23 protein-coding genes and 1 riboswitch are annotated in these 24,428 nt (G+C 73.2%); of the genes, 9 read left to right on the top strand and 14 right to left on the bottom strand.

The window, feature by feature from the left end:
• Nucleotides 1-67: 67 nt before the first annotated feature.
• Nucleotides 68-1,429, top strand: coding sequence for an aspartate aminotransferase family protein (locus AB4091_RS20055; RefSeq protein ID WP_442294314.1), 1,362 nt, complete (start codon nt 68-70; stop codon nt 1,427-1,429).
• Between the two features lie 3 nt (nt 1,430-1,432).
• Here AB4091_RS20055 and AB4091_RS20050 read toward each other — a convergent pair whose 3' ends face one another.
• Nucleotides 1,433-2,218, bottom strand: coding sequence for an SIR2 family NAD-dependent protein deacylase (locus tag AB4091_RS20050; RefSeq protein WP_442294312.1), 786 nt, complete (start codon nt 2,216-2,218; stop codon nt 1,433-1,435).
• Between the two features lie 96 nt (nt 2,219-2,314).
• Between AB4091_RS20050 and AB4091_RS20045 the strand changes: the two genes are divergently transcribed.
• The 5 genes from AB4091_RS20045 (at nt 2,315) to AB4091_RS20025 (ending at nt 6,789) form a co-directional block, all read left to right on the top strand.
• Nucleotides 2,315-3,295, top strand: a complete 981-nt coding sequence (locus tag AB4091_RS20045) for an L-lactate dehydrogenase (protein WP_442294310.1) — start codon at nt 2,315-2,317, stop codon at nt 3,293-3,295.
• 41 nt (nt 3,296-3,336) lie between these two features.
• The gene (locus tag AB4091_RS20040) at nt 3,337-4,077 is read left to right on the top strand and encodes a TetR/AcrR family transcriptional regulator (RefSeq protein WP_442294308.1); all 741 of its coding nucleotides are present in this window, start codon (nt 3,337-3,339) and stop codon (nt 4,075-4,077) included.
• Nucleotides 4,078-4,086: 9 nt separating this feature from the next.
• On the top strand, nt 4,087-4,917 hold the full coding sequence (locus AB4091_RS20035) for a thioesterase family protein (protein WP_442294306.1): 831 nt from the start codon (nt 4,087-4,089) through the stop codon (nt 4,915-4,917).
• A gap of 147 nt (nt 4,918-5,064) precedes the next feature.
• Entirely contained in the window at nt 5,065-6,411 is a 1,347-nt protein-coding gene (locus tag AB4091_RS20030; protein WP_442294304.1) for a L,D-transpeptidase family protein, read from the top strand.
• Nucleotides 6,412-6,558: 147 nt separating this feature from the next.
• Nucleotides 6,559-6,789 carry a hypothetical protein gene (locus AB4091_RS20025; RefSeq protein WP_442294302.1) on the top strand — a complete coding sequence of 77 codons (231 nt, stop codon included), beginning with the start codon at nt 6,559-6,561 and terminating at the stop codon, nt 6,787-6,789.
• A gap of 144 nt (nt 6,790-6,933) precedes the next feature.
• Here AB4091_RS20025 and AB4091_RS20020 read toward each other — a convergent pair whose 3' ends face one another.
• The 4 genes from AB4091_RS20020 to AB4091_RS20005 form a co-directional block, all read right to left on the bottom strand.
• Complete coding sequence (locus AB4091_RS20020; protein WP_442294300.1) at nt 6,934-7,353, bottom strand: OsmC family protein; 420 nt, start codon at nt 7,351-7,353, stop codon at nt 6,934-6,936.
• 73 nt (nt 7,354-7,426) lie between these two features.
• Entirely contained in the window at nt 7,427-8,437 is a 1,011-nt protein-coding gene (locus AB4091_RS20015) for an LLM class flavin-dependent oxidoreductase (RefSeq protein ID WP_442294298.1), read from the bottom strand.
• Between the two features lie 81 nt (nt 8,438-8,518).
• Nucleotides 8,519-11,563 carry an FG-GAP repeat domain-containing protein gene (locus AB4091_RS20010; protein ID WP_442294296.1) on the bottom strand — a complete coding sequence of 1,015 codons (3,045 nt, stop codon included), beginning with the start codon at nt 11,561-11,563 and terminating at the stop codon, nt 8,519-8,521.
• A gap of 157 nt (nt 11,564-11,720) precedes the next feature.
• Nucleotides 11,721-12,170, bottom strand: a complete 450-nt coding sequence (locus AB4091_RS20005; protein ID WP_442294294.1) for a hypothetical protein — start codon at nt 12,168-12,170, stop codon at nt 11,721-11,723.
• Between the two features lie 15 nt (nt 12,171-12,185).
• Between AB4091_RS20005 and AB4091_RS20000 the strand changes: the two genes are divergently transcribed.
• Nucleotides 12,186-12,467, top strand: a complete 282-nt coding sequence (locus AB4091_RS20000) for a hypothetical protein (RefSeq protein ID WP_442294292.1) — start codon at nt 12,186-12,188, stop codon at nt 12,465-12,467.
• A 55-nt stretch (nt 12,468-12,522) separates the two neighbouring features.
• Here AB4091_RS20000 and AB4091_RS19995 read toward each other — a convergent pair whose 3' ends face one another.
• From AB4091_RS19995 to AB4091_RS19965, 7 genes are all read right to left on the bottom strand, one after another.
• Nucleotides 12,523-13,737 (bottom strand): pyridoxal phosphate-dependent aminotransferase, encoded by a 1,215-nt coding sequence (locus AB4091_RS19995; protein WP_442294290.1) that lies wholly within the window; start codon nt 13,735-13,737, stop codon nt 12,523-12,525.
• Nucleotides 13,738-13,875: 138 nt separating this feature from the next.
• The gene (locus AB4091_RS19990; RefSeq protein ID WP_442294288.1) at nt 13,876-14,412 is read right to left on the bottom strand and encodes a hypothetical protein; all 537 of its coding nucleotides are present in this window, start codon (nt 14,410-14,412) and stop codon (nt 13,876-13,878) included.
• Between the two features lie 66 nt (nt 14,413-14,478).
• The gene (gene mptB, locus AB4091_RS19985) at nt 14,479-16,074 is read right to left on the bottom strand and encodes a polyprenol phosphomannose-dependent alpha 1,6 mannosyltransferase MptB (RefSeq protein ID WP_442294286.1); all 1,596 of its coding nucleotides are present in this window, start codon (nt 16,072-16,074) and stop codon (nt 14,479-14,481) included.
• Entirely contained in the window at nt 16,067-16,663 is a 597-nt protein-coding gene (locus AB4091_RS19980) for a histidine phosphatase family protein (RefSeq protein WP_442294284.1), read from the bottom strand. The genes mptB and AB4091_RS19980 overlap by 8 nt, the downstream gene beginning before the upstream one ends.
• A 2-nt stretch (nt 16,664-16,665) precedes the next feature.
• Nucleotides 16,666-17,184, bottom strand: coding sequence for a hypothetical protein (locus tag AB4091_RS19975; protein WP_442294282.1), 519 nt, complete (start codon nt 17,182-17,184; stop codon nt 16,666-16,668).
• Between the two features lie 55 nt (nt 17,185-17,239).
• Entirely contained in the window at nt 17,240-19,567 is a 2,328-nt protein-coding gene (locus tag AB4091_RS19970) for an ATP-binding cassette domain-containing protein (RefSeq protein WP_442294280.1), read from the bottom strand.
• A 22-nt stretch (nt 19,568-19,589) separates the two neighbouring features.
• Entirely contained in the window at nt 19,590-20,204 is a 615-nt protein-coding gene (locus AB4091_RS19965; protein ID WP_442294278.1) for an ECF transporter S component, read from the bottom strand.
• Between the two features lie 84 nt (nt 20,205-20,288).
• Nucleotides 20,289-20,404, bottom strand: a riboswitch (TPP riboswitch).
• 62 nt (nt 20,405-20,466) lie between these two features.
• Between AB4091_RS19965 and AB4091_RS19960 the strand changes: the two genes are divergently transcribed.
• Nucleotides 20,467-20,934 (top strand): DUF4235 domain-containing protein, encoded by a 468-nt coding sequence (locus tag AB4091_RS19960; RefSeq protein WP_442294276.1) that lies wholly within the window; start codon nt 20,467-20,469, stop codon nt 20,932-20,934.
• Nucleotides 20,935-20,955: 21 nt separating this feature from the next.
• Here the strand turns inward: AB4091_RS19960 and AB4091_RS19955 are convergent, their stop codons facing one another.
• Together AB4091_RS19955 and AB4091_RS19950 are read right to left on the bottom strand one after the other, a co-directional pair.
• The gene (locus AB4091_RS19955) at nt 20,956-21,633 is read right to left on the bottom strand and encodes a response regulator (protein ID WP_442294274.1); all 678 of its coding nucleotides are present in this window, start codon (nt 21,631-21,633) and stop codon (nt 20,956-20,958) included.
• On the bottom strand, nt 21,630-22,823 hold the full coding sequence (locus AB4091_RS19950) for a sensor histidine kinase (RefSeq protein ID WP_442294272.1): 1,194 nt from the start codon (nt 22,821-22,823) through the stop codon (nt 21,630-21,632). The genes AB4091_RS19955 and AB4091_RS19950 overlap by 4 nt, the downstream gene beginning before the upstream one ends.
• A gap of 160 nt (nt 22,824-22,983) precedes the next feature.
• Between AB4091_RS19950 and AB4091_RS19945 the strand changes: the two genes are divergently transcribed.
• Nucleotides 22,984-24,414 carry an MBL fold metallo-hydrolase RNA specificity domain-containing protein gene (locus AB4091_RS19945; protein ID WP_442294270.1) on the top strand — a complete coding sequence of 477 codons (1,431 nt, stop codon included), beginning with the start codon at nt 22,984-22,986 and terminating at the stop codon, nt 24,412-24,414.
• The last annotated feature ends 14 nt before the right edge of the window (nt 24,415-24,428 follow it).

Below are 24,428 nucleotides of genomic sequence, written 5' to 3'. Positions count from 1 at the left end.
GATTCCGCAGGTGACTTCGCCGGCCTCGAGCCTTCCGTCGGAGCCCCGGCGCGGGCAGGATGCGCACATGAGCACCGTGGACCGCGCCCGCCTCGCCGAGCTGCACGCGCGCGAGCGCCAGGCCTTCGTGGAGGCCCGGCCGCGGTCGCGCGCCCTGGCCGAGCAGGCAGCCGCGCACATGCCCGGCGGCGTGCCCATGAGCTGGATGGTCAAGTGGCCGGGAGACTTCCCCGTCTTCGTCGCCGAGGCCGCCGGAGCGCACTTCACGTGTGTCGACGGGATCGACCACGTCGACCTCTGCCTCGGCGACACCGGCGCGATGATGGGCCACTCCCCCGCACCCACTGTCGACGCGGTGACCCGCCAGCTCGGGCGCGGCATCACCACGATGCTGCCCACCGAGGACGCCATCGCGGTCTCGACCGGGCTGGCCGAGCGGTTCGGCCTGCCGTACTGGCAGTTCACCCTGACCGCCACGGACGCCAACCGGCACGCGATCCGCTACGCCCGCCACCTCACCGGTCGGAGCAAGGTGGTCGTGCACAACTGGTGCTACCACGGGTCGGTCGACGAGGCCTTCGCCACGCTCGGCCCCGACGGCTCGACGACGGACCGACCCGGCAACATCGGGGCGCCCGTGCCGACCTCCGAGACCACGCGCGTCGTCGAGTTCAACGACCTCGACGCGCTCGAGCAGGCTCTCGCCCATGGTGACGTGGCCGCGGTCCTCGTCGAGCCGGCGCTGACCAACATCGGCATCGTGCTGCCCGACCCGGGCTACAACGAAGGGGTGCGCGAGCTCGCCACCCGCTACGGCGCGCTGCTCGTCAACGACGAGACCCACACCATCTGCGCGGGGCCCGGTGGCTACACGCGTTCCCACGGACTGCAGCCCGACCTGCTCGTCATCGGCAAGTCGATCGGGGGCGGCATCCCGTGCGGCACCTTCGGATTCAGCCGCGAGATCGCCGACCGCATCGCGGCCTCCGTCGAGCTCGAGGAGATCGACGTGGGCGGCATCGGCGGCACCCTCGCCGGCAACGGCCTCTCGATGGCCGCCATGAAGGCGACGCTCGAGCACGTCATGACGCCGGCGGCCTTCGAGCAGATGGTGCCGCTGGCCGACGCCTGGGCCGACGGAGTCCAGGCCGGCATCGACGCGGTCGGTGCCGACTGGCACGTCACCCGGCTCGGCGCCCGGGCCGAGTACAACTTCTCCGGACGCCCGTCACGCGATGGGCAGGAGGCCCACGACGCCGACGACTTCGAGCTGCAGCAGTACCTCCACCTCTACGCCCTCAACCGCGGCATCCTGCTCACGCCGTTCCACAACATGGCGCTGATGAGCCCGGCCACGACTGCCGCGGACGTCGACGCCCACACCGAGATGTTCGGAGCCTGCCTCGAGGAGCTGTTCGCCTCGTTGTGATGCCTAGTCCTGCCCTCGACGCGCCTCCACCTCCGCGACGAGCGCAGGCAGGGCGAGCGCGGCCGTCTCGCGCCACACCACGTGGGCGACGTCGGACACGTCGGTCTCGAGCGGGTTGACCTCGACGACGACGGCGCCGGCGCCGCGGGCGAGGACGGGCAGCCCGGCGGCCGGGTGGACGATCCCGGAGGTGCCCACCACGAGCACCAGGTCGGCGTCCTCCACGAGCGCGACGGCCTGCTCCCACACCTCGAGCGGCAGCAGCTCGCCGAACCAGACGACGCCGGGCCGCACCAGCCCGCCGCAGCGGGGACAGGTCGGTGGGTCGACACGCTCGACCGGCTGCTCGGGCACGTCGACCGAACCGGCGTATGCCGTCTCGCACCGTTCGCAGCGAAAGCTCGTGAGCGACCCGTGGAGGTGCACGACGTCGTGGCTGCCGGCCCGCTCGTGCAGGTCATCGATGTTCTGGGTCACGACCCGGACGGATGCAGATCGGGCGCCGTCGGCTGCCGTGCCGGCCCAGCGCGCGAGGGCGAGGTGGCCCGCGTTGGGCTGCACGTGCGCGACCGCGCCGAAGCGCGAGAGGTACCAGGCCCACACGAAGGCCGGGTCGCGCTCCCAGGCCTCCGGGGTCGCGAGGTCCTCGGCGGCGTACTGCTCCCACAGCCCGGTCTGCGCGTCTCGGAACGTCGGCACCCCGCTCTCGGCCGACATGCCCGCGCCGGTCACGACCACGACGCGTCGCGCGTCGACGGCCGCCTCGAGCACGGGCTGGGGAACCACCATGCGGACAGGCTCGCACGTCTTCGAGGAGCCCGACCCCCGGACCGCGTCACGTCGGTAGCGTTGCCGACACCACCCTCGGAGCGCGCAGGAGCCACGATGAGCGACACCACACCCGGACCGCCCCGGCACCGCCGGCGCACGAAGGTCGGCATCGTCGGAGCGGGCGCGGTGGGCGCCACCCTCGCGTACGCGACCCTGATGCGAGGTGCAGCCCAGACGGTCGCCCTCTTCGACGTCAACGCCGCCAAGGTGCGCGCCGAGGCCCTCGACCTGAGCCACGGCATCCAGTTCGTGCCGATGGCCCGCGTCGACGGGTCCGACGACGTCGAGGTGCTCGCCGACTCCGACGTCATCGTCTTCACCGCTGGCGCCAAGCAGAAGCCGGGCCAGTCGAGGCTCGACCTCGCCGAGTCGACCATCGGCATCGTCCGCTCGATCCTGCCGCGGCTCGTCGAGGTCGCGCCCGACGCCGTGCACGTCATGGTGACCAACCCCGTCGACGTCGTCACCTACGCCGCACTGCGGGTGTCCGGCCTGCCGCCCGAGCGGCTCTTCGGCTCGGGCACCGTGCTCGACTCGTCGCGGCTGCGCTTCCTGCTGGCCGAGCACACCCAGGTCGCCGCCCAGAGCATCCACGCGTACGTCGTCGGCGAGCACGGCGACTCCGAGCTGCCGCTCTGGTCGTCCGCGTCCATCGGCTCGGTGCCGCTGCTCCGGTGGCGGGGCCACGACGGGGCGAGCGGGCTCGACGCCGAGACGCGCAGCCGCATCGCCACCGACGTCGTCGAGTCGGCCTACCGGGTCATCGAGGGCAAGGGAGCGACGAACTACGCGATCGGGCTCGCAGCGGCGCGCATCATCGAGGCCGTGCTCAACGACGAGCGGCGCATCCTGCCCGTCTCGTCGCTGCTCGACGACTACTACGACATCAGCGACGTGTGCCTCTCGGTCCCGGCGATCGTCCACGCCGGCGGCGTCGGCGACCGCATCGAGGTGCCGATGACCGATGAGGAGCTGACCGGGCTGAGGGCCTCGGCCGACGCGGTGCGGGCGACGGCCCGCCGTTTCGGGTTCTGACGACTCTGACGGGCGCTCGTGCGGCGGAGCATGATGGGGCCGTGAGCACGTCCGCCGCCTCCGACCCCGACGGGACCCCCGACGGCCCTCTCGAGTCCGTGGACCCCCGCGACGACGTGCAGCCTCGGGCGACCTACCACCACGGCGACCTGCGCCGAGCCCTGCTCGAGGCGGGCACCGACCTGGCCCGTGAGGGCGGTCCCGACAAGGTCGTGCTCCGCGAGGCCACCCGTCGGGTCGGGGTCTCGGCCAACGCCGCCTACCGTCACTTCGCCGACCGCGACGCGCTGCTCAGCGACGTCGTCTCGCGGGCGCAGGCCCGAGCGGCCGACGTCATCAGCGCGACCATGGACGCCGTGCCGCCGGCACTCGAGCAGGGCCAGCGGGCCCGCGCCCGGTTCCGGGCGGTCGGCGTGGGCTACCTGCGGTTCGCCATGGACGAGCCGGGTCTGTTCCGCACGGCCTTCGCCGTGCCCGTCGACCTCAGCCGGGCAGCCTCCTCCGATGCCGCCGGGGCCGGAGGGCTCACCCCCTTCCAGCTGCTGTCGACGGCGCTGGACGCCATGGTCGAGGCGGGCGTGATGTCGCAGGACCAGCGCCCCGGGGCCGAGCTGCTCGCCTGGTCGGCCGTGCACGGCATGGCGATGCTCGCCCTAGACGGGCCGCTTCGCGACCTGCCGCCGGGCGCCGTCGACGAGCTCGCACCTCGGCTGGTCCGGATGGTCGACCTGGGCCTCGGGCTGTCCGACGGGTCCGGAGAGTCCGTGGCGGCAGGTGCCTAGGCTGGCCGGGTGACCAGCGACTCGCCCGGCGGTGACGCCACCTCGCACGCGCTCGACCGCGACACCGCAGCCTTCTACCGCCGGCTCGGCCCGGGGCTCTACGCGCCGACCGTGCACGTGCAGGGCGCGTGGCGCGACGACGAGCAGCACATGGCGCCGGTCAGCGGCATCCTCGCCCACGAGATCGACCTGCACGAGCCGCGCCAGGGCATGCAGCTCGCCCGCATCTCCTTCGACATCCTCGGCATGATCCCAGCCAGGCCGAGTCGCGTGGAGGTGCGCACCACCCGGCCCGGGCGCACCATCGAGCTGGTCGAGGCGACGATGCTCGTCGACGACCGTGCCGTCGTGCGCGCTCACGCCTGGCGGCTCGCGACGCACGACTCCGAACCGGTGGCCGGCGTCGAGCTCGAGCCGATCCCGGGCCCCGACGAGCTGGAGCCCTGGTCGGGCACCGACACGTGGGACGGCGGCTACATCGAGGGCCTCGAGTTCCGCGTCGCCCCCGACCGGCGCCCCGGCCGCACCGTCGCCTGGATCCGCGCCCTGAACCCACTGGTCGACGGTGAGACCTGCTCTCCCACAGCCGATCTCGTGCGACTGGCTGACACCGCCAACGGCATCGCGGTGCGCGTCTCGCCGCGCGAGTGGATGTTTCCGAACGTCGACCTGGCCGTACACCTCTTCCGCGAGCCGGTGCGCGGCTGGGTCGGTTTCGACACGCGGGTGACGATGGGCCCCACCGGCCTCGGGCTCACGTCGACCACGCTCCACGACGTGCAGGGGCCCGTCGGACGGGCCGAGCAGGTCCTCACCGTGCGACGACTGCCCGGAAGCTGATCCCCACCCCGCGACAACCTTCCGCCGACCGGGTGCGTCTGGGAGGTGCGGGCACGTCGCGCGAAATGCGTGGGTGGCTGCCACAATGAGGGGCGCGATCGCGCCGACTCACACACGCCGCAGCGCGGTCAGAGACCAGGGGACACCATGAGGACGATCCGCATGGACTACAAGCGCACCACCACCACCATCGCCGCCACTCTCGCGGTCGTCGCCCTGACGGTGGGCGCGCCAGCCGCGCGCGCCGACGACGCCACGGGCACGCCAGCACCGACGGGCACGAGCAGCACGACGGCCACGACGGCTCCGACGGCTCCGCCCACCACGCAGTCCGGCACGAAGGCCGGAACCCAGGCACCGGCCCAGGCGGCGACGTCGTCGCCTCCGCCGGCCCGAGCGGCGGCGGCCGCAGCGGCGCCCACCGCCGTCATCCCGCGCACGGCTCCGGTGAGCCGGGTCAAGGACCTCCAGGTCCGCCTCAAGCTCGTCGGGCAGTTCCCGTACGCCATCACGGGCGTCTACTGGTCGGCCGTCGACCGCGCGGTCCTCGCCTTCCAGCACGCCCGCGGGCTCACCGAGACCGGAGTCGTCGACCAGCCGACGTGGGACCGCCTGCGCGCCCTCACCAACAGCCCGGTCGTGCTGCCACGCACCGCCACCGCGCTACGGGTCAAGGACCTCCAGGCGCGTCTCAAGGCCAACGGCCGCTTCGCGTACGGCATCACCGGCGTCTACTGGTCGGCCGTCGACCGCTCGGTCCTCACCTTCCAGATCCTCTACGACCTGCCGCAGACCGGCGTGGTCGACCAGCGCACCTGGGACCGGCTCAAGGCCGTGACCGCCAGCCCGGTCGCCATCGGGCGCACGGCCTCGACCGCCCAGCTCAAGGAGGTCCAGCTGCGCCTTCGGGCCCTGGGTTCGTGGAGCTACGGCATCACCGGCGTCTACTGGTCGGCGCTCGACGGCGCCGTGCTCACCTTCCAGCAGAAGCGCGGCCTGCCCCAGTCCGGAGTCATCGACCAGCGCACCTGGTCCCGCCTCGTCGCCCTGACCTACGCGCCGGGCACCTTCGACCAGCACCGCTTCAACGCGGGCCTCCGTCCGGTCATGCCGACGGTGGGCTCGCTCGACGGTCGCTGCCGCACCGGGCGTGTCATGTGCGTCGACAAGGCCACCCGCACCCTGACGTGGGTCGTCGACGGCAAGCCGCTGATGGTCATGTGGGCTCGGTTCGGTCGTCCCGGCAAGGAGACCCGCGAAGGCACGTTCCGGGTCTCGCGCATGTACGAGTACGTCATCTCGAACCTCTACTTCACCCCGATGCCCTACTCGATGTTCTTCTCCGGCGGCCAGGCCGTGCACTACTCGTCGAACTTCGCGCGGCTCGGCTACGCCAGCGCCAGCCACGGGTGCGTGAACATCGCCGACCACGCCCAGATCAAGACGCTCTTCTTCCTGGTGCGGGTCGGCGACAAGGTCGTCGTCCACCACTGACGGCGAGCAGCCCCCGGGGCTGCCGCGAGTGGACCTAGGGAGGTCCGACGGCGAGAACTGGTAGTCCTCCCGATGTGCCCCGTAGGGCCGCGAGCAGATCGTGGATGTGTCGGCATCGTGCCGGTGCACGCATTCACGAGGAGCACCATGAACACTCGCATCGTGGCGACCACCCTGGTCGCCCTCGGAGCACTCGCAGTTCCCGCCGTCGCCCGTGCGGTCCCGGCCCCGGACCCGCGGCCAGCCGCCCACGTGGGCACGGTCAGCACCCCCCTCCGGTCGCTGCAGCAGGAGTACCGCCTCGCGACGACGGCCCAGAAGCACGCCATCCACAACGAGATCAGCCTGCTGGTCAACGTCGGCTCCGCCGCGCGCTGACCACGCGCACAGGCCGGGAACGACGACCTGGAGGGGACCGGGCTCGGACGCGACCGCGGCAACCACAGAGGGGTGGATGACCGCGGCCGGGTCCAGCCAGTCCAGGCGCGCGCCTCGCCCACCGGGCGGGGCGCGCGCCTGGTGTCAGTCGACGGTGGCGGTGATCTGCGTGCCGAGCTCGATCGTGCGGCTGACCGTGCACCACTCGTCGTGCGAGCGCTTGACGAGCTTGGGCAGCATCTCGCGGGCCGCGTCTCCGCCGTCGCCGTCGGGGAAGCGGACGCGGAAGCTGACGTTGATGTCCTGCAGGTGGTTGCCGTGCTCGTCCTTGACCTTGTCGGCGGTGACGACCACCTCGAAGTCGTCGGGCTCGGCGCGCCGGCTCGTGACGGTGTCGACGTCGACGGCGGTGCACGCCGCGATGCCGGCGAGGAGCAGCTCGACCGGCGAGAGCTCGTCGGTGCCGGAGCTGGTCGTGATGGATCCGCCCCGGCGGTTGCGAGCCGTGTAGCGGCCCTGGCTGTCGCGGGTCAGGGTGATCTGGCGCAGGTCGTCGGAACTCATGGGGTGCAGCCTTCCAGAAGTGCCTGCGGTGGGTCGGGTGAGGTCACGCGGCGAGCCGTCGCGCAGAACGGGGTCACAGCCAGGCGTCGGCGAGCAGCTCGTAGGAGCGCAGGCGGGCCTCGTGGTCGTGGGCGCCGCACGTGACGATGACCTCGTCGACGCCCGTGGCCTCGACGAACCCGGCCAGTCCGTCGCGCACCGCGTCGGGCGTGCCCACGAGCGAGACCCGCGTCATGTCGGAGACGGCCTGGCGCTCGGCCGGCGACCAATGCGCCATGAGGCCGGCGATGTCGCCGCTGGGCTCGGGCAGGGCCGTACGCCTGCCCGTGACGATGCCGTGGAAGCGCTGGAGCACGCTGGTGAAGAGGCGCTCGGCCTCCTCGGTCGTGTCGGCGACCATGACGTTGACGCCGGCCATCGAGCGAGGGGTGTCGAGGCCGCCGGGCTCGGTCGAGGGCGTGAAGCGGGACCGGTAGACCTCGAGCGCACTCATGAGCGCGGCCGGGGCGAAGTGCGAGGCGAACGAGTAGGGCAGACCGAGGGCGGCAGCGACCTGCGCGCCACCGTGGCTCGACCCGAGGATCCAGATCGGCACCCGGGTGCCCTCGCCCGGGATCGCGCGCACCTTGGCGTCGGGGTCGGGGTCGCCGAGGTAGCCGATGAGCTCCTCGACCTCGCCTGCGAAGTTCATCGCGGCGGCCTCGTTGCGGCGCAGGGCGCGCGTCGTGAAGGGGTCGGTGCCCGGGGCGCGCCCGAGGCCGAGGTCGATGCGGTCGGGGTGGATCGTCGCGAGCGTGCCGAACTGCTCGGCGACGACGTACGGCGCGTGGTTGGGCAGCATGATGCCGCCGGCGCCGACCCGGATCGTCTCGGTGTGGTCGGCGACGTGCCCGATGAGCACCGCGGTCGAGCTCGAGGCGACGCCCCGCATGTTGTGGTGCTCAGCCATCCAGTAGCGCTGGTAGCCCCACTTCTCGGCGTGGCGGGCGATGTCGACCGTCGAGGCGATCGCATCGGTCGCGGTGCCCCCGTCGATGACGGGGACGAGGTCGAGGATGTTCAGCTGGGCTCTGGCAGGACTCACGTGGGTGCCAACCGACGCCTCGGGGCGAGGTATTCCGCCGCGACCCGCCGCGACGGATCGCCTCGACCGGGGCGCCCGTCGTCAGAAGAGTCTCGGGAACGCCTGCCACCCGCTCGCGCCGGTCACGGCACGGGCGGTGAACCCGCCCCGGCCGTTGCCCGGGTAGCGCCACAGCGTGCCGGCCGCGTCACGGGCGAGCAGGTCGGGGGCGCCGTCGCCGGTCACGTCACCGATTCCGGTGAGGACGGGGTAGCCGTTCCAGCCGGCGCCCAAGGCCACCCGGGGCCGGTAGGACCCCGAACCGGTGCCGTCATAGCGGGCCAGGTTGCCCTTCGCGTCGCGGACGAGCAGGTCGGAGCGCCCGTCGCCGGTGAGGTCGCCCGGCGCGATGATCGCCGTGAAGCCGTTCCAGCCGGTGCCGAGGCTGACCCGCGCGCGCAGACCACCGGTTCCGGTGCCGTCGTAGCGCCACAGGCGACCCGAGGTGTCGCGCGCCAGCACGTCGACGCGCCCGTCGCCGGTGAGGTCGCCCGCCCCGACGATCGCGGAGTAGACGTTCCACCCGGTCGCCACCTTGACCCGGGGTCGGAAGCCGCCGGCGCCGTTGCCGTCGTATCGCCACAAGCCGCCCGATGCGTCGCGGGCCAGCAGGTCGGGCCGACCGTCACCGGTGAGGTCGCCGGCGCCGGCGACGGCCAGGCCACCCCACCCGCTGCCGATCTGGACGCGCGGCTTGAGCGTCCCGACGCCGGTGCCGTCCCAGCGCCACAAGCCACCCTTGGCGTCGGTGCCAAGCAGGTCCGCGACGCGGTCCGGTCCCAGGTCACGCACCTTGGCGTCCTTGACGACCAACGACCCGGTCAGGGGGACCTGAGCGCCGTCGACGTCGCGCAGGGCGCCCTCCCCGTCGGCCGCCGATCCCGTGAGGGTCCAGGTGTAGCGCCCTCCGGGCGCCCAACGCGTACCGAGGCGCCCGTCCCAGTCCAGGCGTACGCCTCCGTGCGGCGCCGAGCCGGTCCACGTGCGGACGACGGCTCCGCTCGCGTTGCGCAGGTCGAGGCGCCAGGACCCGAGGACCTTGGTCGCGTCGAACTCGGCGTGCCAGGGGCTGACGGCTCCCGACGCCGCGGCAGCGAGGCTCGTCGGCGTGAGCTGGTCGAGCAGCCGCGGCGGGTGCGCGCTGCCGGCCTGGAAGGGGAGCCCGGCGACCTTGGTCTCTCCCGTGCCTGCGTCCTGCCACGCGACGAGATGGTCGTCGGTGGTGAACCAGGGCGAGTCGTTCCACGTGTTGACTCCCGACCGCACGTCACCGAGGCGCACGGGCGTCGAGGACGACGTCGTGAGGTCGAGGGCGAACAGGCCCGTGCCTGAGGGCTCGCGCCAGACGACAGCCCCGTCCATGACCTGGGGGTGATGCATCTGCGGAACGCCGCGGGTTGCTCCCGTCTGCCGGTCGATGACCGTCGTGCGTCCGTCGCAGGCGGCGACCGCGACGACGAAGCGGCCCCAGACGGAGACACGGTCGTACGACGAGCCTCCACACGTCGAGGCGAGGAGACGCCGCGGGTTCGACGCTCCCACAGCCAGCCTCAGGTCACGCAGCATGACGTCCCCGGAGTCGGCCACGTAGGCCACGTACGGTCCGTAGATGTCGGCCGTGCCCGGGATGGGCTGTTCGAACGTCGCGAGCTTCCGTCCGTCGAGATCGAACGCCGAGATCCCCTGGTAGAACGAGGTCGTGGCGAGATAGCGCCGTCCCGACAGGTTCACCCCGAAGTCGCAGGCGTACCTGGGCAGGTCGACGGGCGCGGCGCCGTCCCGGACGACGACGAACGGACACATCCCCGTGCCGTTCGACAGGACCCTGCGCAGGACCACGCGAGGTCCGGAGACGCCGATGGCCGAGCCGTGGTACTCGCGCGCTATCGGTCCGGTGAAGGGTTGCTCGGCACCGAGCGCCAGGGTGGGCGAGGTCGTGAGGGCCCGCGACCAAGCCGGGTACGTGTCGTCGTAGACCTCGGTCAGCACGTCGCCCCGCGTCACGGCGCTGTCGTCGGAGCCCACCAGCCGACCGGGGCCGAGGGAGAGCCCGAGGTCCTCAGCGGGATGGGCGCCGGCAGCACGCAGCAGATGCGGCGGCTCGGCCGAGCCGTCGAAGTCGACGACGGCGGAACCCGACTCCGTGACGCCGACGAAGCGCTCACCGGCCACCTGGGCGGCGCTGTCGACGGACACGACGCGCAGTGAGCCGCTGCTGACCTCACGCACTGCGGTGCCGGGAGCGGTGTCGGAGACGGAGGTCCCCAGGCCTGCCGTCCACGCCACCGCCGAGTCGGTGGCGCGCAGGGTGCTGCTCGCGAAGCTCGGGCCGACGTCGTTGCAGCGTGGCTGCCCGTCGAGCGCCACTCGCTCGAGGCTGCACACGGTGAACTGCTGCATCCCGTCGGCGGGGGCGGCCTGCTGCGCCCACACGATCCTCGACGGCGTCCAGCGCACGGCCAGCGGAGCGTGCGGCAGGGACGCCGTCACGGACGTCTCGCCCGTGAGCAGGTCGAGTCGCATGACCTTGCCGGTGTCGACGTTGACGTCGCCCTCGGCCCACACCAGCGACTCACCGTCCACGCGCTGGTCGGTTCCCGAAGGGTAGGGGTAGGAGAGGTCCGGCTGACCCGGCACGGAGTAGGTGATCTGAACCACTCCGTCGCGGGAGCCGACGGTCACCCAGCCCCGGGACGTCGCGCCGAGGAACACGTCGGTCAACGTGGTCCCGTCACCGGCCAGCACGGTCCCGGAGGCGAGGTCGTACCGGTGGAGCGTCGTACCGTCGATCGAGGTCAGCTCCGAGCCGACAAGCGCGCGGCCGTTCCAGCCGAAGGCCAGGTCAGGCAGCGGGTGGCTGACGCCGTCACGCGTGACCCAGACGAAGGCCGAGGGACTGGCGCCGCCGCCGGCGTCCACGAGCGTCCCCGCCGCCGACGAGGCCAGCGCCGTGAGGTTGTCGAACGACTGGGCGCTCACGGCGGCGGGCAGGACGACGGTCCCGACCGGGTCGGCCGAGGCCGCGGCGCTGACGCCGGCCTGAGCCGTACAGCAGATCACCACCGCGAGGGCGGCTGCGCCGGACATGACAGGCGGACGAGAGAGTCGACGAGGGCGCACGGGCACTCCAACGAGAGACGAGATGGGCGCCTCGTCGGACACTCCGTCCCCCGTCGGCGCGCCCAATATCGCGGCTGCGCACCGCCGTGTCAACGATGTGTGCGGATTCCCCCGGTGTGCGCCGTCACGGCAGGCCGAGCTGGCCGACCTGGTCGTCGTAGTCGGGGCAGAAGGCCTGCACGCCCGCGGCCATCAGCTGTTTCGTGCGCAGCGCGTCACCGGTGTTGCCGAGCGGCTTGGAGGCGTCGTCGACCGCGATCTCGCGCAGCTGGACGCCGCCGTTGCGCAGCGCCCAGCAGGTCGTGGTGCCGGTCTCGATGTCGTCGGCGACGCTCGCCCCCGTCACCGTCGCCCCGAGCGTGCGGGCGTCGATGACGAACTGCGCCTCCTCCGCCGAGATCGACGGCCGGGCGCTGGCGACGTCGGACGGGACGTCGGCGATGGTCGGGTCGGACCCGCCACAGCCCGCCAGCGTCGCGGTCGCGACCAGGGCCACCAGCACGGCGAGGGCGCGGACGCGCCGCCGCGCGACGGCATACGGGCGTGGAGCAGCGGCGCCGGTCAGGGGATCCATCGTTAGGCTGAACGCGTGAGCGACACCGATCGTCCCCGCGACGCCACTGCGGCGCAGCTCGCCTCGCAGGCGCCACTGGCCCGCGGCGCGGTGCTCGTCTCGTTGTCGGGGGCCGTCTTCGGCTTCGTCTTCGTGCCCCAGCTGCTGGGGCTGGCGCTCGCGGGCCTCAGCCTCGCCAGGCGCGAGCCGCAGGGACGACGGCCGGCGATCCTCGCGGCCGCCCTCGCACTCGCGTTCACCGCCGTCTGGGCCGTCGTGCTGGGCCTGCTGCTCAAGTGGTGGGCCACCTCCCGCTGAGACCCGCTCCACCCGCGGCGACAACGACGACAGCGACGACACAGACGACCGACCCCTACTGCGAGTACGTCGAGAGGAACTTCTCGAGGCGGCCGACGGCCTCCCCGAGGTCCTCCACGCGCGGCAGGAAGACGAGCCGGAAGTGGTCGGGCGTCGGCCAGTTGAACCCGGTACCCTGCACGACGAGCATCTTCTGGTCGCGCAGCAGGTCGAGGGCGAAGCGCTCGTCGTCGCGGATGTCGTGGACCTTCGGGTCGAGCCGCGGGAAGAGGTAGAGCGCGCCCTGCGGCTTGGTCACCGAGACCCCCGGGATCTGGTTCAGCATCTCCCAGGCGACGTTGCGCTGCTCGAGCAGCCGACCACCGGGGAGGATCAGCTCGTTGATCGACTGGTAGCCGCCGAGCGCGACCTGGATCGCGTGCTGCGCCGGCACGTTGGCGCAGAGCCGCATGTTCGCGAGGATGTCGAGGCCCTCGAGGTAGTTGCGCGCGTGCTCCTTGGGGCCGGTGATCGCGAGCCAGCCGGAGCGGAAGCCGGCGACGCGGTAGGCCTTCGACAGGCCGTTGAACGTCAGGCAGAGCAGGTCGGGGGCGAGCGCCGCCATCGAGGTGTGGGTCGCGCCGTCGTAGAGGATCTTGTCGTAGATCTCGTCGGCCATGACGATCAGCTCGTGCTCGCGGGCGACCTGCGCGATGGCCTCGAGCACCTCGCGCGGGTAGACGGACCCGGTGGGGTTGTTGGGGTTGATCACGACGATGGCTCGCGTGCGGTCGGTGACCTTGCTGCGGATGTCGTCGATGTCGGGGGCCCAGTCGGCCTGCTCGTCGCAGACGTAGTGCACGGGCGTGCCGCCGGCGAGGCTGGCGGCCGCCGTCCAGAGCGGGTAGTCGGGCGCGGGGATCAGCACCTCGTCGCCGTCGTCGAGCAGGCCCTGCATGGCCATCACGATGAGCTCGCTGACGCCGTTGCCGAGGTAGATGTCCTCGACGTTGAGGGGCGGGAACTCGCGCACCTCGTAGTGCTGCTTGACCGCTCGACGGGCCGACAGGATGCCCTTGCTGTCGCTGTAGCCCTGCGCGGTCGGCAGCTCCTGGATGACGTCGACGAGGATGTCCTCGGGCGCCTCGAAGCCGAACGGGGCGGGGTTGCCGATGTTGAGCTTGAGGATGCGGTGACCCTCCTCCTCGAGCCGCTTGGCCTCGGCGAGCACGGGACCCCGAATCTCGTAGCAGACGTTCTGCAGCTTCTTGCTCTGGGTCACCTTGCGCATGAGGCCAAGCGTCGCACTCCCGTATGCCGCCGACCGCGCAATTCCCACCATGTGGCCCGCCGCTTCGGTGACGTCGGTCTCACGACGCCCGTCCGGCTGTCAGCCCCCCTCAGCCGCGTCTCAGCGCCCTCAGCGCCGTCAGCGCAGCAGGCAGCCGAAGGCCGAGGCGGGGCTGGTGGCCGTGAGCGAGTCGACGAGCGAGGCGCCGCTCGCGGCGGCGACGTCGATGCTCACCTCGTGCCCGACGAGCGTGCGGGTGAGGCGAGCGTACGTCGGTGGTGTCGCCGCCGTCTGCGTCCACCCCTTCTGCGTGAGGAAGCCGACGAGCTCGGCCGCCTGGGGCCCTGTCGACGGCGGGTAGGTGCGGGTGACGTGGCCGTCGGTGGACTCACGACAGGGCGCGATCTCGCTGTGCCCCAACGGGGTCAGGCTGTGGTCGAGCTCCTCGACCTCCTTCGCCGTCGCCGTCCACGCTGCGACGTCGTCGCTGTGCAACCGGCCCGACCATGCCCAGGCGATGAAGGCGAGCAGCACGAGGAGGATGGCGACGAAGACGACCGCGAACAGGCTCGGCCTGCGACGGGACCGCCGGGGCGGCGGACCGCCGTCCGGGCTCGTCCGCACCGCTCTCGGGCGGACGGGACGGGCCTCGTCGGCGAAGCCGAAGTCGCTCACCGGGACAGTGTGGGACACGCCGTGGCGGGCCGGAAGCGTCGCGAGCAACCTGTCGCCGTTCCGTGACTACCGCCCGGGCGTCGCCCCGGCGTGTGGCAGCAGCGGACGGTCGAGGTCGAGCAGGTGGCGCCAGTCTGCGCGGCACGTGCTGCGCAGCCCGCGGCGGGCGAGCAGGACGCCGACGACGAGGGCGAACGGCACCCCGACGACCGTCGTCGTGAGGCCGAGGCTGTAGCCCTCGGGGAGGGTGGCGAAGCAGACGACGGTCGCCACCGCGGCGAGGGGCACCTCGAGCCGTTCGGCCCAGTGGTGGCCGAGGGACACGGCGAAGACCGGCAGCATCCAGAGGTAGTACCAGCCGAGGAAGACCGGGGCGAGCACGACGACGGCGAGCATGGCCCAGGCGAGGCCGCGAACGGCCCGCACCCGGGGCTCGGGGTCCGCGCCTCCGGCGGGCTTGAGGGCGGCGAGCCAGATGACGACGAGGAGCAGCGCGAGCAGGACGACTGCGGCGACCCGCGCGACGGCGATGCCGGTGTCGCGCCACTCGTCGTGGCCGAGCAGGTGACCGACGGCACCGACCGCGATGCCGACCGATGTGGGCAGCGAGGTCCACTGCTCGTTCTTGCCAGGCGTCGACGCGGGGTTGAGCCAGGCGAACCCGAGACCGGTGACGATGCCGCCGAGCGCCATCGGCACCCCGGCGCACAGCAGCGTCAGCACTCCCGCCCGGATGACCCGACCCCAGCCGTATGCCGTCTCGCGCGCTCCGCTCGGCCGTGCCGTCACGACGTGGTGGGCCCACAGGATGGCCACGAACGGCAGCGCGACCACGGCGGTCACCTTGACCATGGCGCCGAGCGCGACGACGACGCAGGCGAGGACGAACCGGCCCCTCAGGGCGAGCGACAGGCCGCCGAGCACTGCTGCGACCATCAGCGCGTCGTTGTGCGCTCCCCCGACGAAGTGGGCTCCGACGAGTGGCGTGGCGACCCCTAGCCAGACCGCCCGCACCGGCGACCAGCCCAGGCGACGGGCGACGTCGGGGACGGCCCAGGCGAGCACCGCGACGCCCGCGACCGCGAGCAGGCGCAGCAGCAGCAGCGCGACCCACAGCTCGCCCGACACGGACGCGACCGCCCGGGCGAGCAGCAGCCACACGGGGCCGTAGGGGGTCGGGCTGTCGAGCCACGTCGGTGCGGTGGAGTCGCGCCACGGGGAGTCGAGCTCGCGTACGGCGTGGTCGTAGGGGCTCAGCCCCTGGTCCCACAGGAGCCCCTGGGCGGCATACGAGTAGAGGTCCCGGCTGTAGAGCGGCATGGCAAGGACGAGGGGGGCGAACCACACCGCGACCGTGACCCACCACCAGCGCACCGTGACCGGCGCCGACCGGAGCCGCCACCAGGCGAGCACGAGCGCGGCCAGGGCGAGCACCGACACCGACGCGAGGAGCGGGGAGCCGCCCTTCGGCGTCGACCAGGCGACGCCGGGCCACAGGATGCCGGTGTTGGGGCGGGGCAGCGCGCCGGCGCCCCACGAGGCGGCCGCCAGCAGGACGCCACCCGCAGCACCGACCCACCGCCAGGTGCCGGGGCCGGCGGTGCGCTTGGCGCGGGAGGTCCGGGCCGGTATCGGCACCGCGCCGGACGCGGGCTCAGCCATGGGTGACCGGCTCGTCGCCCCAGGCGAGCAGGCTCCAGCCGGTGGCGGGGTCGCCCTCCATGGTGACGACGTGCGTGTTGTCGAGGCGGCGCTCGTCGAAGAAGTCGGCAGGCAGCCCGAGCGACGCGCTGCACCACACGCGCATCGCGGCCCCGTGGCTGACGGCCACCGCGGACGCGTGGCCGTCGGAGGCGATCTGCGCGATGGCCTCGTCGTAACGCTGCATGAAACCGGCCCCGCTGTCACCGCCCGGGATGGTGTGGTCGGGGTCCTCGCGCCAACGCACGACGGCGTCGATGTAGGGCTGCCAGTCGGTCGTCATCTCCCAGTCGCCCGCCTGGATCTCGCGCAGCCCCGGCAGCACCACCATCTCCAGGCCGAGCAGCTCGGCGAGGGGCGCAGCCGTCTGCTGGGTCCGCACGAGGTCGGAGGTGTAGATCGCGCCGAGGTCCTCGCCGGCGAGCCGGTCGGCGAGCGCCCGAGCCTGCGCACGGCCCTCCGCGGTGAGGTCGAGGCCGGGCACGGCGGTGTCGAGCTGACGCGCGACGTTGGCGTGGGTCTGGCCGTGCCGAACGAGGAAGAGCCGCATGGTCAGAGGCCCTTGACGGTGACGCCGTTGAGGCACTCCACGCCGGCCTTGGGGCCGGTGTGGAAGTCGCGGATGGCGACGGGCGCGCTCGCCCCGGCTGCGAGCTTGACGTCGAGCTCCTTGTCGGCGAGGTAGGAGCCGTCGGAGAGCTTGACGATGAAGGCGGCCACCGTGAACGTGTGCTCCTCGGTGTCGGAGTTGGTCAGGGTGCCGGTGAAGCTCCAGGAGTCTCCGGTCGGCTCGCACGAGACGCCGCTGAGGCTGGACGAGGCGTCGAAGAGTCCGCCGTCGGTCGGTTCCACGGACGGGTCGACGGCGTCGTCGGTCGGGGTCTCGGCCGTGATCGTCGGCTGCACCGGGACGCTCACGGTGGGCGCCACCGAGTCGTCGGACGACGACGGGCCCGGCTGCCCGCACCCGGCCAGCGAGGTCACGACCAGTCCGAGCGCGAGCACCAGGACGGCGAGCGCGCGGGGGCGAGGGACGGCGTGCGCCCGAAGGGGTCGGCCTGGCATGGGCACGGGAGGCGCCTTCCTGTCGCTGGGTCTGCGCCGCCCATTGTGCCCCGGCGAACCGTCAGGTCAGCGTCAGCCGGGCCGCGACGGCGGCGGCGACCACGAGCAGGCCACCGGCGAGCGCGAGGGTGTCGGGCAGCCGCCACGGGGCGGGACCGGCCCACGTGCGGCGGGTCGCGCCGGCGAACCCACGGGCGTCCATGGCGAGCGCCAGCGCCGAGGCCTGCCCGAGTGCGCCGACGAGCAGGCCACCGGTGACCACCACCGCCTCACGCGCCCGGGCCGCCGGGCCCCGGTCGGCCCGGGTGCCGCGCACCCGGCGGGTCGTCATGAGCTCGGTCCAGAGCGTGTCGAAGGCCTGCACGCGCTGCAGTGCGGCCGTCGCCGCGACGACCGGGCGGGCCGGCAGCCGCACCCGTTGGGCCAGGTGGTCGCCCAGCTGCTCGGGATCGAGGAAGCCGACGACGACGGCCGACGGCACGAGCAGGCAGAGCACGCGGAGGGCGGCCCCGGCCGCCACCTCGAGGTCGCGTCCGCCGAGCAGCCAGGCCGACCATGCCACCCCGAGGACGGCGAGGGTGGCCGGGGCCAGTCGGCGCAGCACGCCACGCAGCCGGCCCTGCGGCGCCCGGCCACTGCCGGGGGCGAGCAGCCCGGCGAGGCCGAGGAGCACCTCGACGCCGAGCACGAGCAGGCCCTGGCGCCAGCTGTCGAGCAGCGCCGGGAGCGGCAGCACGCACAGCGCTGCCGCCAGCAGCGCGAGCGGCCCCACGCGGGCCAGCAGCGAGCGCCGCTCGGGCTCCGGGTCCGGAGGAGGCTGGGCCGGCGGCTCGAGCCGGACGACCCGGTCGGCGTCGTCGACGACAGCAGGGTCGTGGGTGGTGACGACCACGGCCGAGCCCTCGTCGCGCGCGGCGGCCAGCACGCCGGTGACGGCGGCCCAGGTGAGCCGGTCCTGACCGACGGTCGGCTCGTCGGCGAGCACGAGGGCCGGGCCGTGGGCGACGGCGGAGGCCATCGCGAGCCGGCGCTGCTCGCCACCGGAGAGCTGTCGCGGGTCGACCGCGGCCAGGTGGGCCAGCCCCAGGGACGAGAGCAACGCGTCGGCACGCCGCCCGGCGGCCTCGGGGTCGTGCCCCAGGGCCAGGGGCGTCGTCAGCACGTCGTCGCGAACGGTGCGGCCGACGAGGCTCGTCGCGGCGCGCTGGGGCACCCAGGCGACGACCCGGGCCAGGTCGGTGGAGGCCCACTCGTGCGGCGGGGAGAGGCGATCGCGAGCGGTGCCACGGTCGCCCTCGGCGGGCGTCAGCGGGAGTGCCAGCTCGACCGTGCCCGCGGAGGGGGCCACGAGGCCGCCCAGGGCCGTCATCAGTGAGGACTTGCCGGCGCCGCTCGGGCCGACGAGGGCCACGGTGCGGCCCGCGCGCGCGTCGAGGTCGGCGCCGTCGACGGCGACGGTGTCGCGCGACGGCTCGCCGAGGCGTCGGGCGCGGTGCTCCACGCGTACGCCGGTGGCGGCCGCGACGACACGCCCGTGGCCCACACTGCCGGCCGCCCCGCCCGGGGCGGGCTCCAGGGCTATGTCGAGCGGCTCCGGGTCAGGCACTCCCGGCACCCAGATGCCTTGCGCAGCAAGCGATTCGCCGTGCTCAGCCAGGACTCGTCGTGGCTCTCCGTCGGCCAGGACCGAGCCCTCGGCACTGATCACCACGAGGCGATCGACGAGGTCGAGCCACTCGTCGAGGCGGTGCTCGACGACGACGAGGGTGAGGGCCCGCCGGTCCACGACGTCGGCGACGACCGCACGCACGCCCGCTGCCGTGTCGGCATCGAGCATCGCCGTCGGCTCGTCGAGCAGCAGCACCGAGGGCTCCATGACGAGCGCCCCCGCGAGGGCGAGCCGCTGGGACTCGCCCCCGCTGAGCGTGGTCGGCGAGCTGTCGGCAGGCATGGTGAGGCCGACCTCGTCGAGGACGGCCTGCACCCGCGGCGGCATCTCGGAGGACGGGACCCGCACGTTCTCGAGCCCGAAGGCCACGTCCCGTCCGATGGTCGAGGCGACGACGCCGGCTCCCGGGTCCTGGAGCACGAGGCCCACCGAGCCCGGAACCGCCTGCGGCGCAAGGCCGCCCACGGTCGCCGCGCCGTCGAGCTCTCCGGAGTCGGCGGTGAGCAGCAGCCCGGCCACCGCCCGCAGCAGCGTGGACTTGCCCGACCCGCTCGGCCCGGCGAGCAACACCCGCTCGCCCGGCGCGATCGTGAGGTCGAGGTGGTCGAGCACCGGACGCGCGCGCCCGAAAGGCCGCCACGTCAGGTTCTCGACGCGGACCTCCGCCCCGGAGCAGACGGCATACGCCCCCGGTTCGACGTGCTCGGCTCGTGGTCTCACCCGCGGGTCCACCTCGAACGGGTCAGGCGGCACGCTGCTCGCGCACCTCCTGCCCGGGCGGGAACGGGTTGAGCGCACCCACCGTGGCCAACCCTCGGGTCAGGCCGACCGAGAGCAGCGAGCCCAGCACCGCGACGCAGCCGCCGAGCAGCAGCAGGTAGGCGATCTTGTAGTCCCAGGCCCAGTCGGTCCAGTAGGAGTACCACTCGTAGACGGCCTCGAACGCACCGCCGAGGAAGCCACCGAGCAGCAGCGGCGCCCAGCGGTAGACGGCGTACCCGAAGGCGGCGAAGCCGAGCTCGACGCCGAGCCCCTGGACGAGGCCCGAGACGAGCGTCGTCAGGCCCCACTGGGTGCCGATGAGCGCCGACACGACGGCCGCGAGCAGCTCGGTGAAGACGGCCGCGCCGGGGCGGCGGATGATGAGCATGCCGACGATGCCGGCGACGAGCCACGGCCAGCTGAAGAGCGCGGCCAGGGGCGGGAAGCCTGCCGACACGGCGGCCGATGGTGCTGCGTAGACCAGCCCCCACGCCCAGTAGGCGACACCGAAGGCGACACCGAGGAAGGCGCAGGTGAGCAGGTCGATGGTGCGCCAGCGGGTCAGCGGCCCGCTGGCGGTGATGGTGCTGGTCATGATGGGTCTCCCGGGTTCCAGAAGGGATGGATACCTGGGGGAGGGCACCTCGACGGGCACGCCGATGGCGTGGGCCGTCAGGTGACCTGAGAAATACCGACTTCCTTCGCCGGTGCTAACCGGAGCAGGTTCGAGGGTCTGCGGCTCGGCCGTCCGGCTGCCGCACTCTCAGCGCGTCTCGCGCTCCCCTGTCGTGATGGGTGGTGGTGCTGTTCAGTTGTGGGGGTGACTCTACTCCGGCCGCCATGGGTACAGTCACGCCATGGGCTCCAAGGACTCGACGAAGGCCGCCAAGCAGCTCTCCCGCTCGAAGGAGAAGGCCAAGGCGGCCGCCGCCCCGCGCACCCCGATGGGCGGGCCGGTCTGGAAGATCCTCAGCGTCGGCACGACGCTCGTCGCGACGAAGCTCGCCACCGACGCCGCGCAGAAGGGCTGGAAGCTCGCGACCGGCCGCAACGTGCCGGTCAAGGGTGACTACGAGCGCGAGCGCACCCGCGACGTCATCCTCTTCACGGCGATCTCGTCGATGGCCGTCTCTGCCGCTCGTGTCGCCGCCGAGCGCGGCGCCGCCACCTACTACCGCCGCTCGACCGGCCACCTGCCCAAGGCTCTCGAGGACGACCAGGTGAAGCCCACCGACAAGAAGTCGGCGAAGAAGCTCGACAAGGCGAAGGCCAAGGCCGAGAAGGCGACCCGGAAGGCCATCGACAAGGCCACCGGCACGCGCTAGCGAGCCGTCGGTCGGCGTCGCTCAGGCGTCGCCCACACGCACGAGCCCCGTCTCGTACGCGAGCACGACCATCTGCACGCGGTCGCGCAGTCCCAGCTTGGCGAGGATGCGCCCGATGTGCGTCTTGACCGTGGCCTCGGCGACGAAGAAGGCCGCGGCGATCTCGGTGTTGTTGAGGCCCCTGCCGACCGCCTCGAGGACCTCGCGCTCGCGCTCGGTGAGCACGTCGAGACGCTCGGTGCCCGTCGACCAGGCGGGTGCCGCGAGCACGGGCAGGAACCGGTCGAGCAGGCGCCGGGTCGGGCCGGGGGCGACGACGGCATCGCCGGTGTGGACGGCCCGGATGGCGGCGAGCAGCTCAGCGGGCCCCGCGTCCTTGAGCAGGAACCCGGCCGCGCCCGCACGCAGGGCCGCGTAGACGTACTCGTCGAGGTCGAAGGTCGTCAGCACGAGCACCTTCGGCACCTCGCCGCGGGCCACGATGCGGCGCGTCGCCTCGATGCCGTCGAGCCTCGGCATCCGGATGTCCATCAGCACGACGTCGACGTCGCGGCCCGGCAGCGCATCGAGCGCGGCCTGCCCGTCGGCGCACTCGGCGACGACGTCGATGTCGGGCTCGGCGTCGAGCACCATGCGGAACCCGGCGCGCACGAGTGCCTGGTCGTCGACGAGCATCACCCTCGTCCTGGGGCTCGTCACGGCTCCTCCTTCGTCGGCATCGTGGCGAGCACCTCGAACCCGCCGCGCGGGCCCGGTCCGGCCGTCAGCGTGCCGCCGTGCACGGCGACGCGCTCGCGCATGCCGGGCAACCCGTGCCCGCGGCTGTCGTCGACGCTGCCGCCACCGTCGGCCCCGCAGCCGTCGTCGGTGACGCTGATGCGCAGCCGGTCGGGTGTCTGGTGCACGTCGACGACCGCGCTGGCGCCCGGGCCGGCGTGCTTGATGACGTTGGTGAGGGCTTCCTGGACGACGCGGTAGGCCGCGAGGTCGAGGCCCACGGACCGATCGCGCTCGGCGCCATGGACCGCCAGCGTGACCGGCACGCCGGCATCGCGGACGCGGGACACGAGGTCGTCGAGCTGGCCGATGCCACCGGTCGGTGCGAGCTCGGCGCCGGACTCCGGGTCGCGCAGCACGCCGACGAGGCGACGGGTCTCGGTGAGGGCGTCCCGGGCCGTCGAGCCGATGGTCTCGAGCGCGCCCACCGACCTGGCGAGCGCGCCCTCGGGACTGCGCTCGGCGGCATACGCGGCGCCGTCGGCCTGCACGACGATGACCGACAGGGCGTGCGCGACGACGTCGTGCATCTCGCGGGCGATCGCGGCGCGCTCGTCCTTGGCGGCGAGGCGCAGCTCCTGCTCGCGCTCGCGCTCGATGCGCTCGGCCCGGTCCTGCAGGTCGGAGAGTCGCTGCAGCCTGGCGCGCTTGAGGTCACCGAGCGCCCACGCTGCGAGCGACGCGGCGGCACAGGCCATGAAGGTGAAGACGAACTCGCCTGCCCCCGGGGCCCGCCCGCTCACCGCGTTGAACCGCAGGCCGGCGATGGCCGAGCCGAGCGCGGCGACCCCCAGGCCCGCGAAGCGCACGCCTCGGCGCGGGTCGTAGGCAGCCAGCGAGTAGAGCACGACGGGGAACGCGAGGTCGCCGGGCAGCAGGTTGCTCGTCGCGATGACGCGGAGGGCGAGCGCGAGGCTGACGACCGCGAAGGCGAGGGCCGGGCGGCTGCGCCGCCAGACCAGGGCAAGGTTCGCGACGCCCACGACGGCCCAGCCGATGCCATGGCCCTCACCGAGGACCACGAGCCCGAGGAGCGCGAGCACGAGGGCGAGCGGTACGTCGAGGAGCAGCGGCCGGCGCTGCAGCCAGTCGTAGACGTTGCCCTCGGTCACGCCCAGAGCCTACGAGGGCGGGGCGGTGCGGTCGTCAGACCGTGGTCGCACACGTGTCTGGATCATCACGTCCTGACGGACCCCGACGCCGAGACCCGCGGAGCCCGCGGGAGGACGATGGAAGTGTCCTCGGGGAGGGGCAGCGAAGTCAGGAGGGGTCATGGGACGTCATCAGGAGCCCGGGCGGCAGCACGTGGCAGGGAAGGACTGGCGACGCGCTCACGCCCCGGCTCTCACCTTCCTCGGCGCGGCCGGCACCGTCACCGGCAGCAAGTTCCTCGTCGAGGACGGGTCCCGGCGACTGATGGTCGACTGCGGCCTCTACCAGGGCGAGCGCCGCTGGCGAGCGCTCAACTGGGAGGCGCCACCCGTCGACCCCGCGAGCGTCGACGCCGTCGCGCTGACGCACGCGCACCTCGACCACTGCGGCTACCTGCCGGCACTCGTGCGCGGAGGCTTCGCTGGCCCGGTGCACACCACGGCGGGGACCGCGGCCCTCGCCGGCGTGATCCTGCGGGACAGCGCCCACCTGCAGGAGGAGGAGGCCGAGGGCGCCCGCCGCGGAGGCTGGTCGAAGCACGACCCTCCCCTGCCGCTCTACACCGTGGCCGACGCCGAGCGCGCCGTGGCGGCCCTGCAGCCGGTCGGCGAGGGCGGCTCGGCGGCGGCAGCAGGCGCGACCGTGACCTTCGTGCGAGCGGGGCACATCCTCGGCTCGTCCAGCGTGCTCGTGGAGACCGGGGGCGCGAGCGTGCTCTTCAGCGGCGACCTCGGTCGCGACGACCACCCGGTGCTGTTCCCGCGCGCACGCCCGCCCGCCGCACGAACCGTCGTCGTCGAGTCGACCTACGGCGACCGCAGCCACCCCGAGGTCGACCTGGAGCACCGGGTCATGGCCGAGGCGATCCGGCGCACCATCCGCCGGGGCGGCAGCGTCGTCATCCCGGCCTTCGCGGTCGACCGCACCGAGATCGTGCTGCTCGCCCTCGCCGACCTCGTCGAGAGCGACGCCGTGCCGGACGTGCCCGTGTGGGTGGACAGCCCGATGGCGCTCGCGGCCCTCGACATCTACCGCGACCCCGCGCACCAGAGCGAGGTGCGGCCCGAGGCGCTCGCCCGGCTGCGGCGCCTGTCGGGCCTGCGCACCGCCCACACCGCCGAGGAGTCGATGCGCCTCAACAACCCCGGCACGCCCAGCATCATCGTGTCGGCGTCGGGGATGGCGAGCGGCGGTCGGGTGGTGCACCACCTGCGCTACCTGCTCCCCCAGGCACGCAACACGGTGCTGCTCACCGGCTACCAGGCGATCGGCACGCGCGGTCGCGACCTGCAGGACGGCGTCCGCGAGGTCAAGATCGCCGGGCGCTACGTGCCGGTCCGCGCCGAGGTCGTGACCCTCGAGGACTTCTCGGTGCACGCCGACGCCGACGAGCTGCTCGCCTGGCTGGGCGAGATGCCGCACGCACCGGAGTCGGTCCACGTCGTCCACGGGGAGCCGGCGTCGGCGCGGGCGCTGGCGGACGGCATACGCGAGCGGTTCGACTGCGCCGTGTCGGTGCCCCGCTACGGCGAGCGGGTGCTGCTCGACTGATCGATGGCGTGCCT

Origin of the sequence: Terrabacter sp. 2RAF25, assembly GCF_052115265.1 — a bacterium.
Classification (GTDB): domain Bacteria; phylum Actinomycetota; class Actinomycetes; order Actinomycetales; family Dermatophilaceae; genus Terrabacter.
Note: the sequence above shows the minus strand (reverse complement) of the source record. Positions and strands in the feature narration are given on the sequence as shown.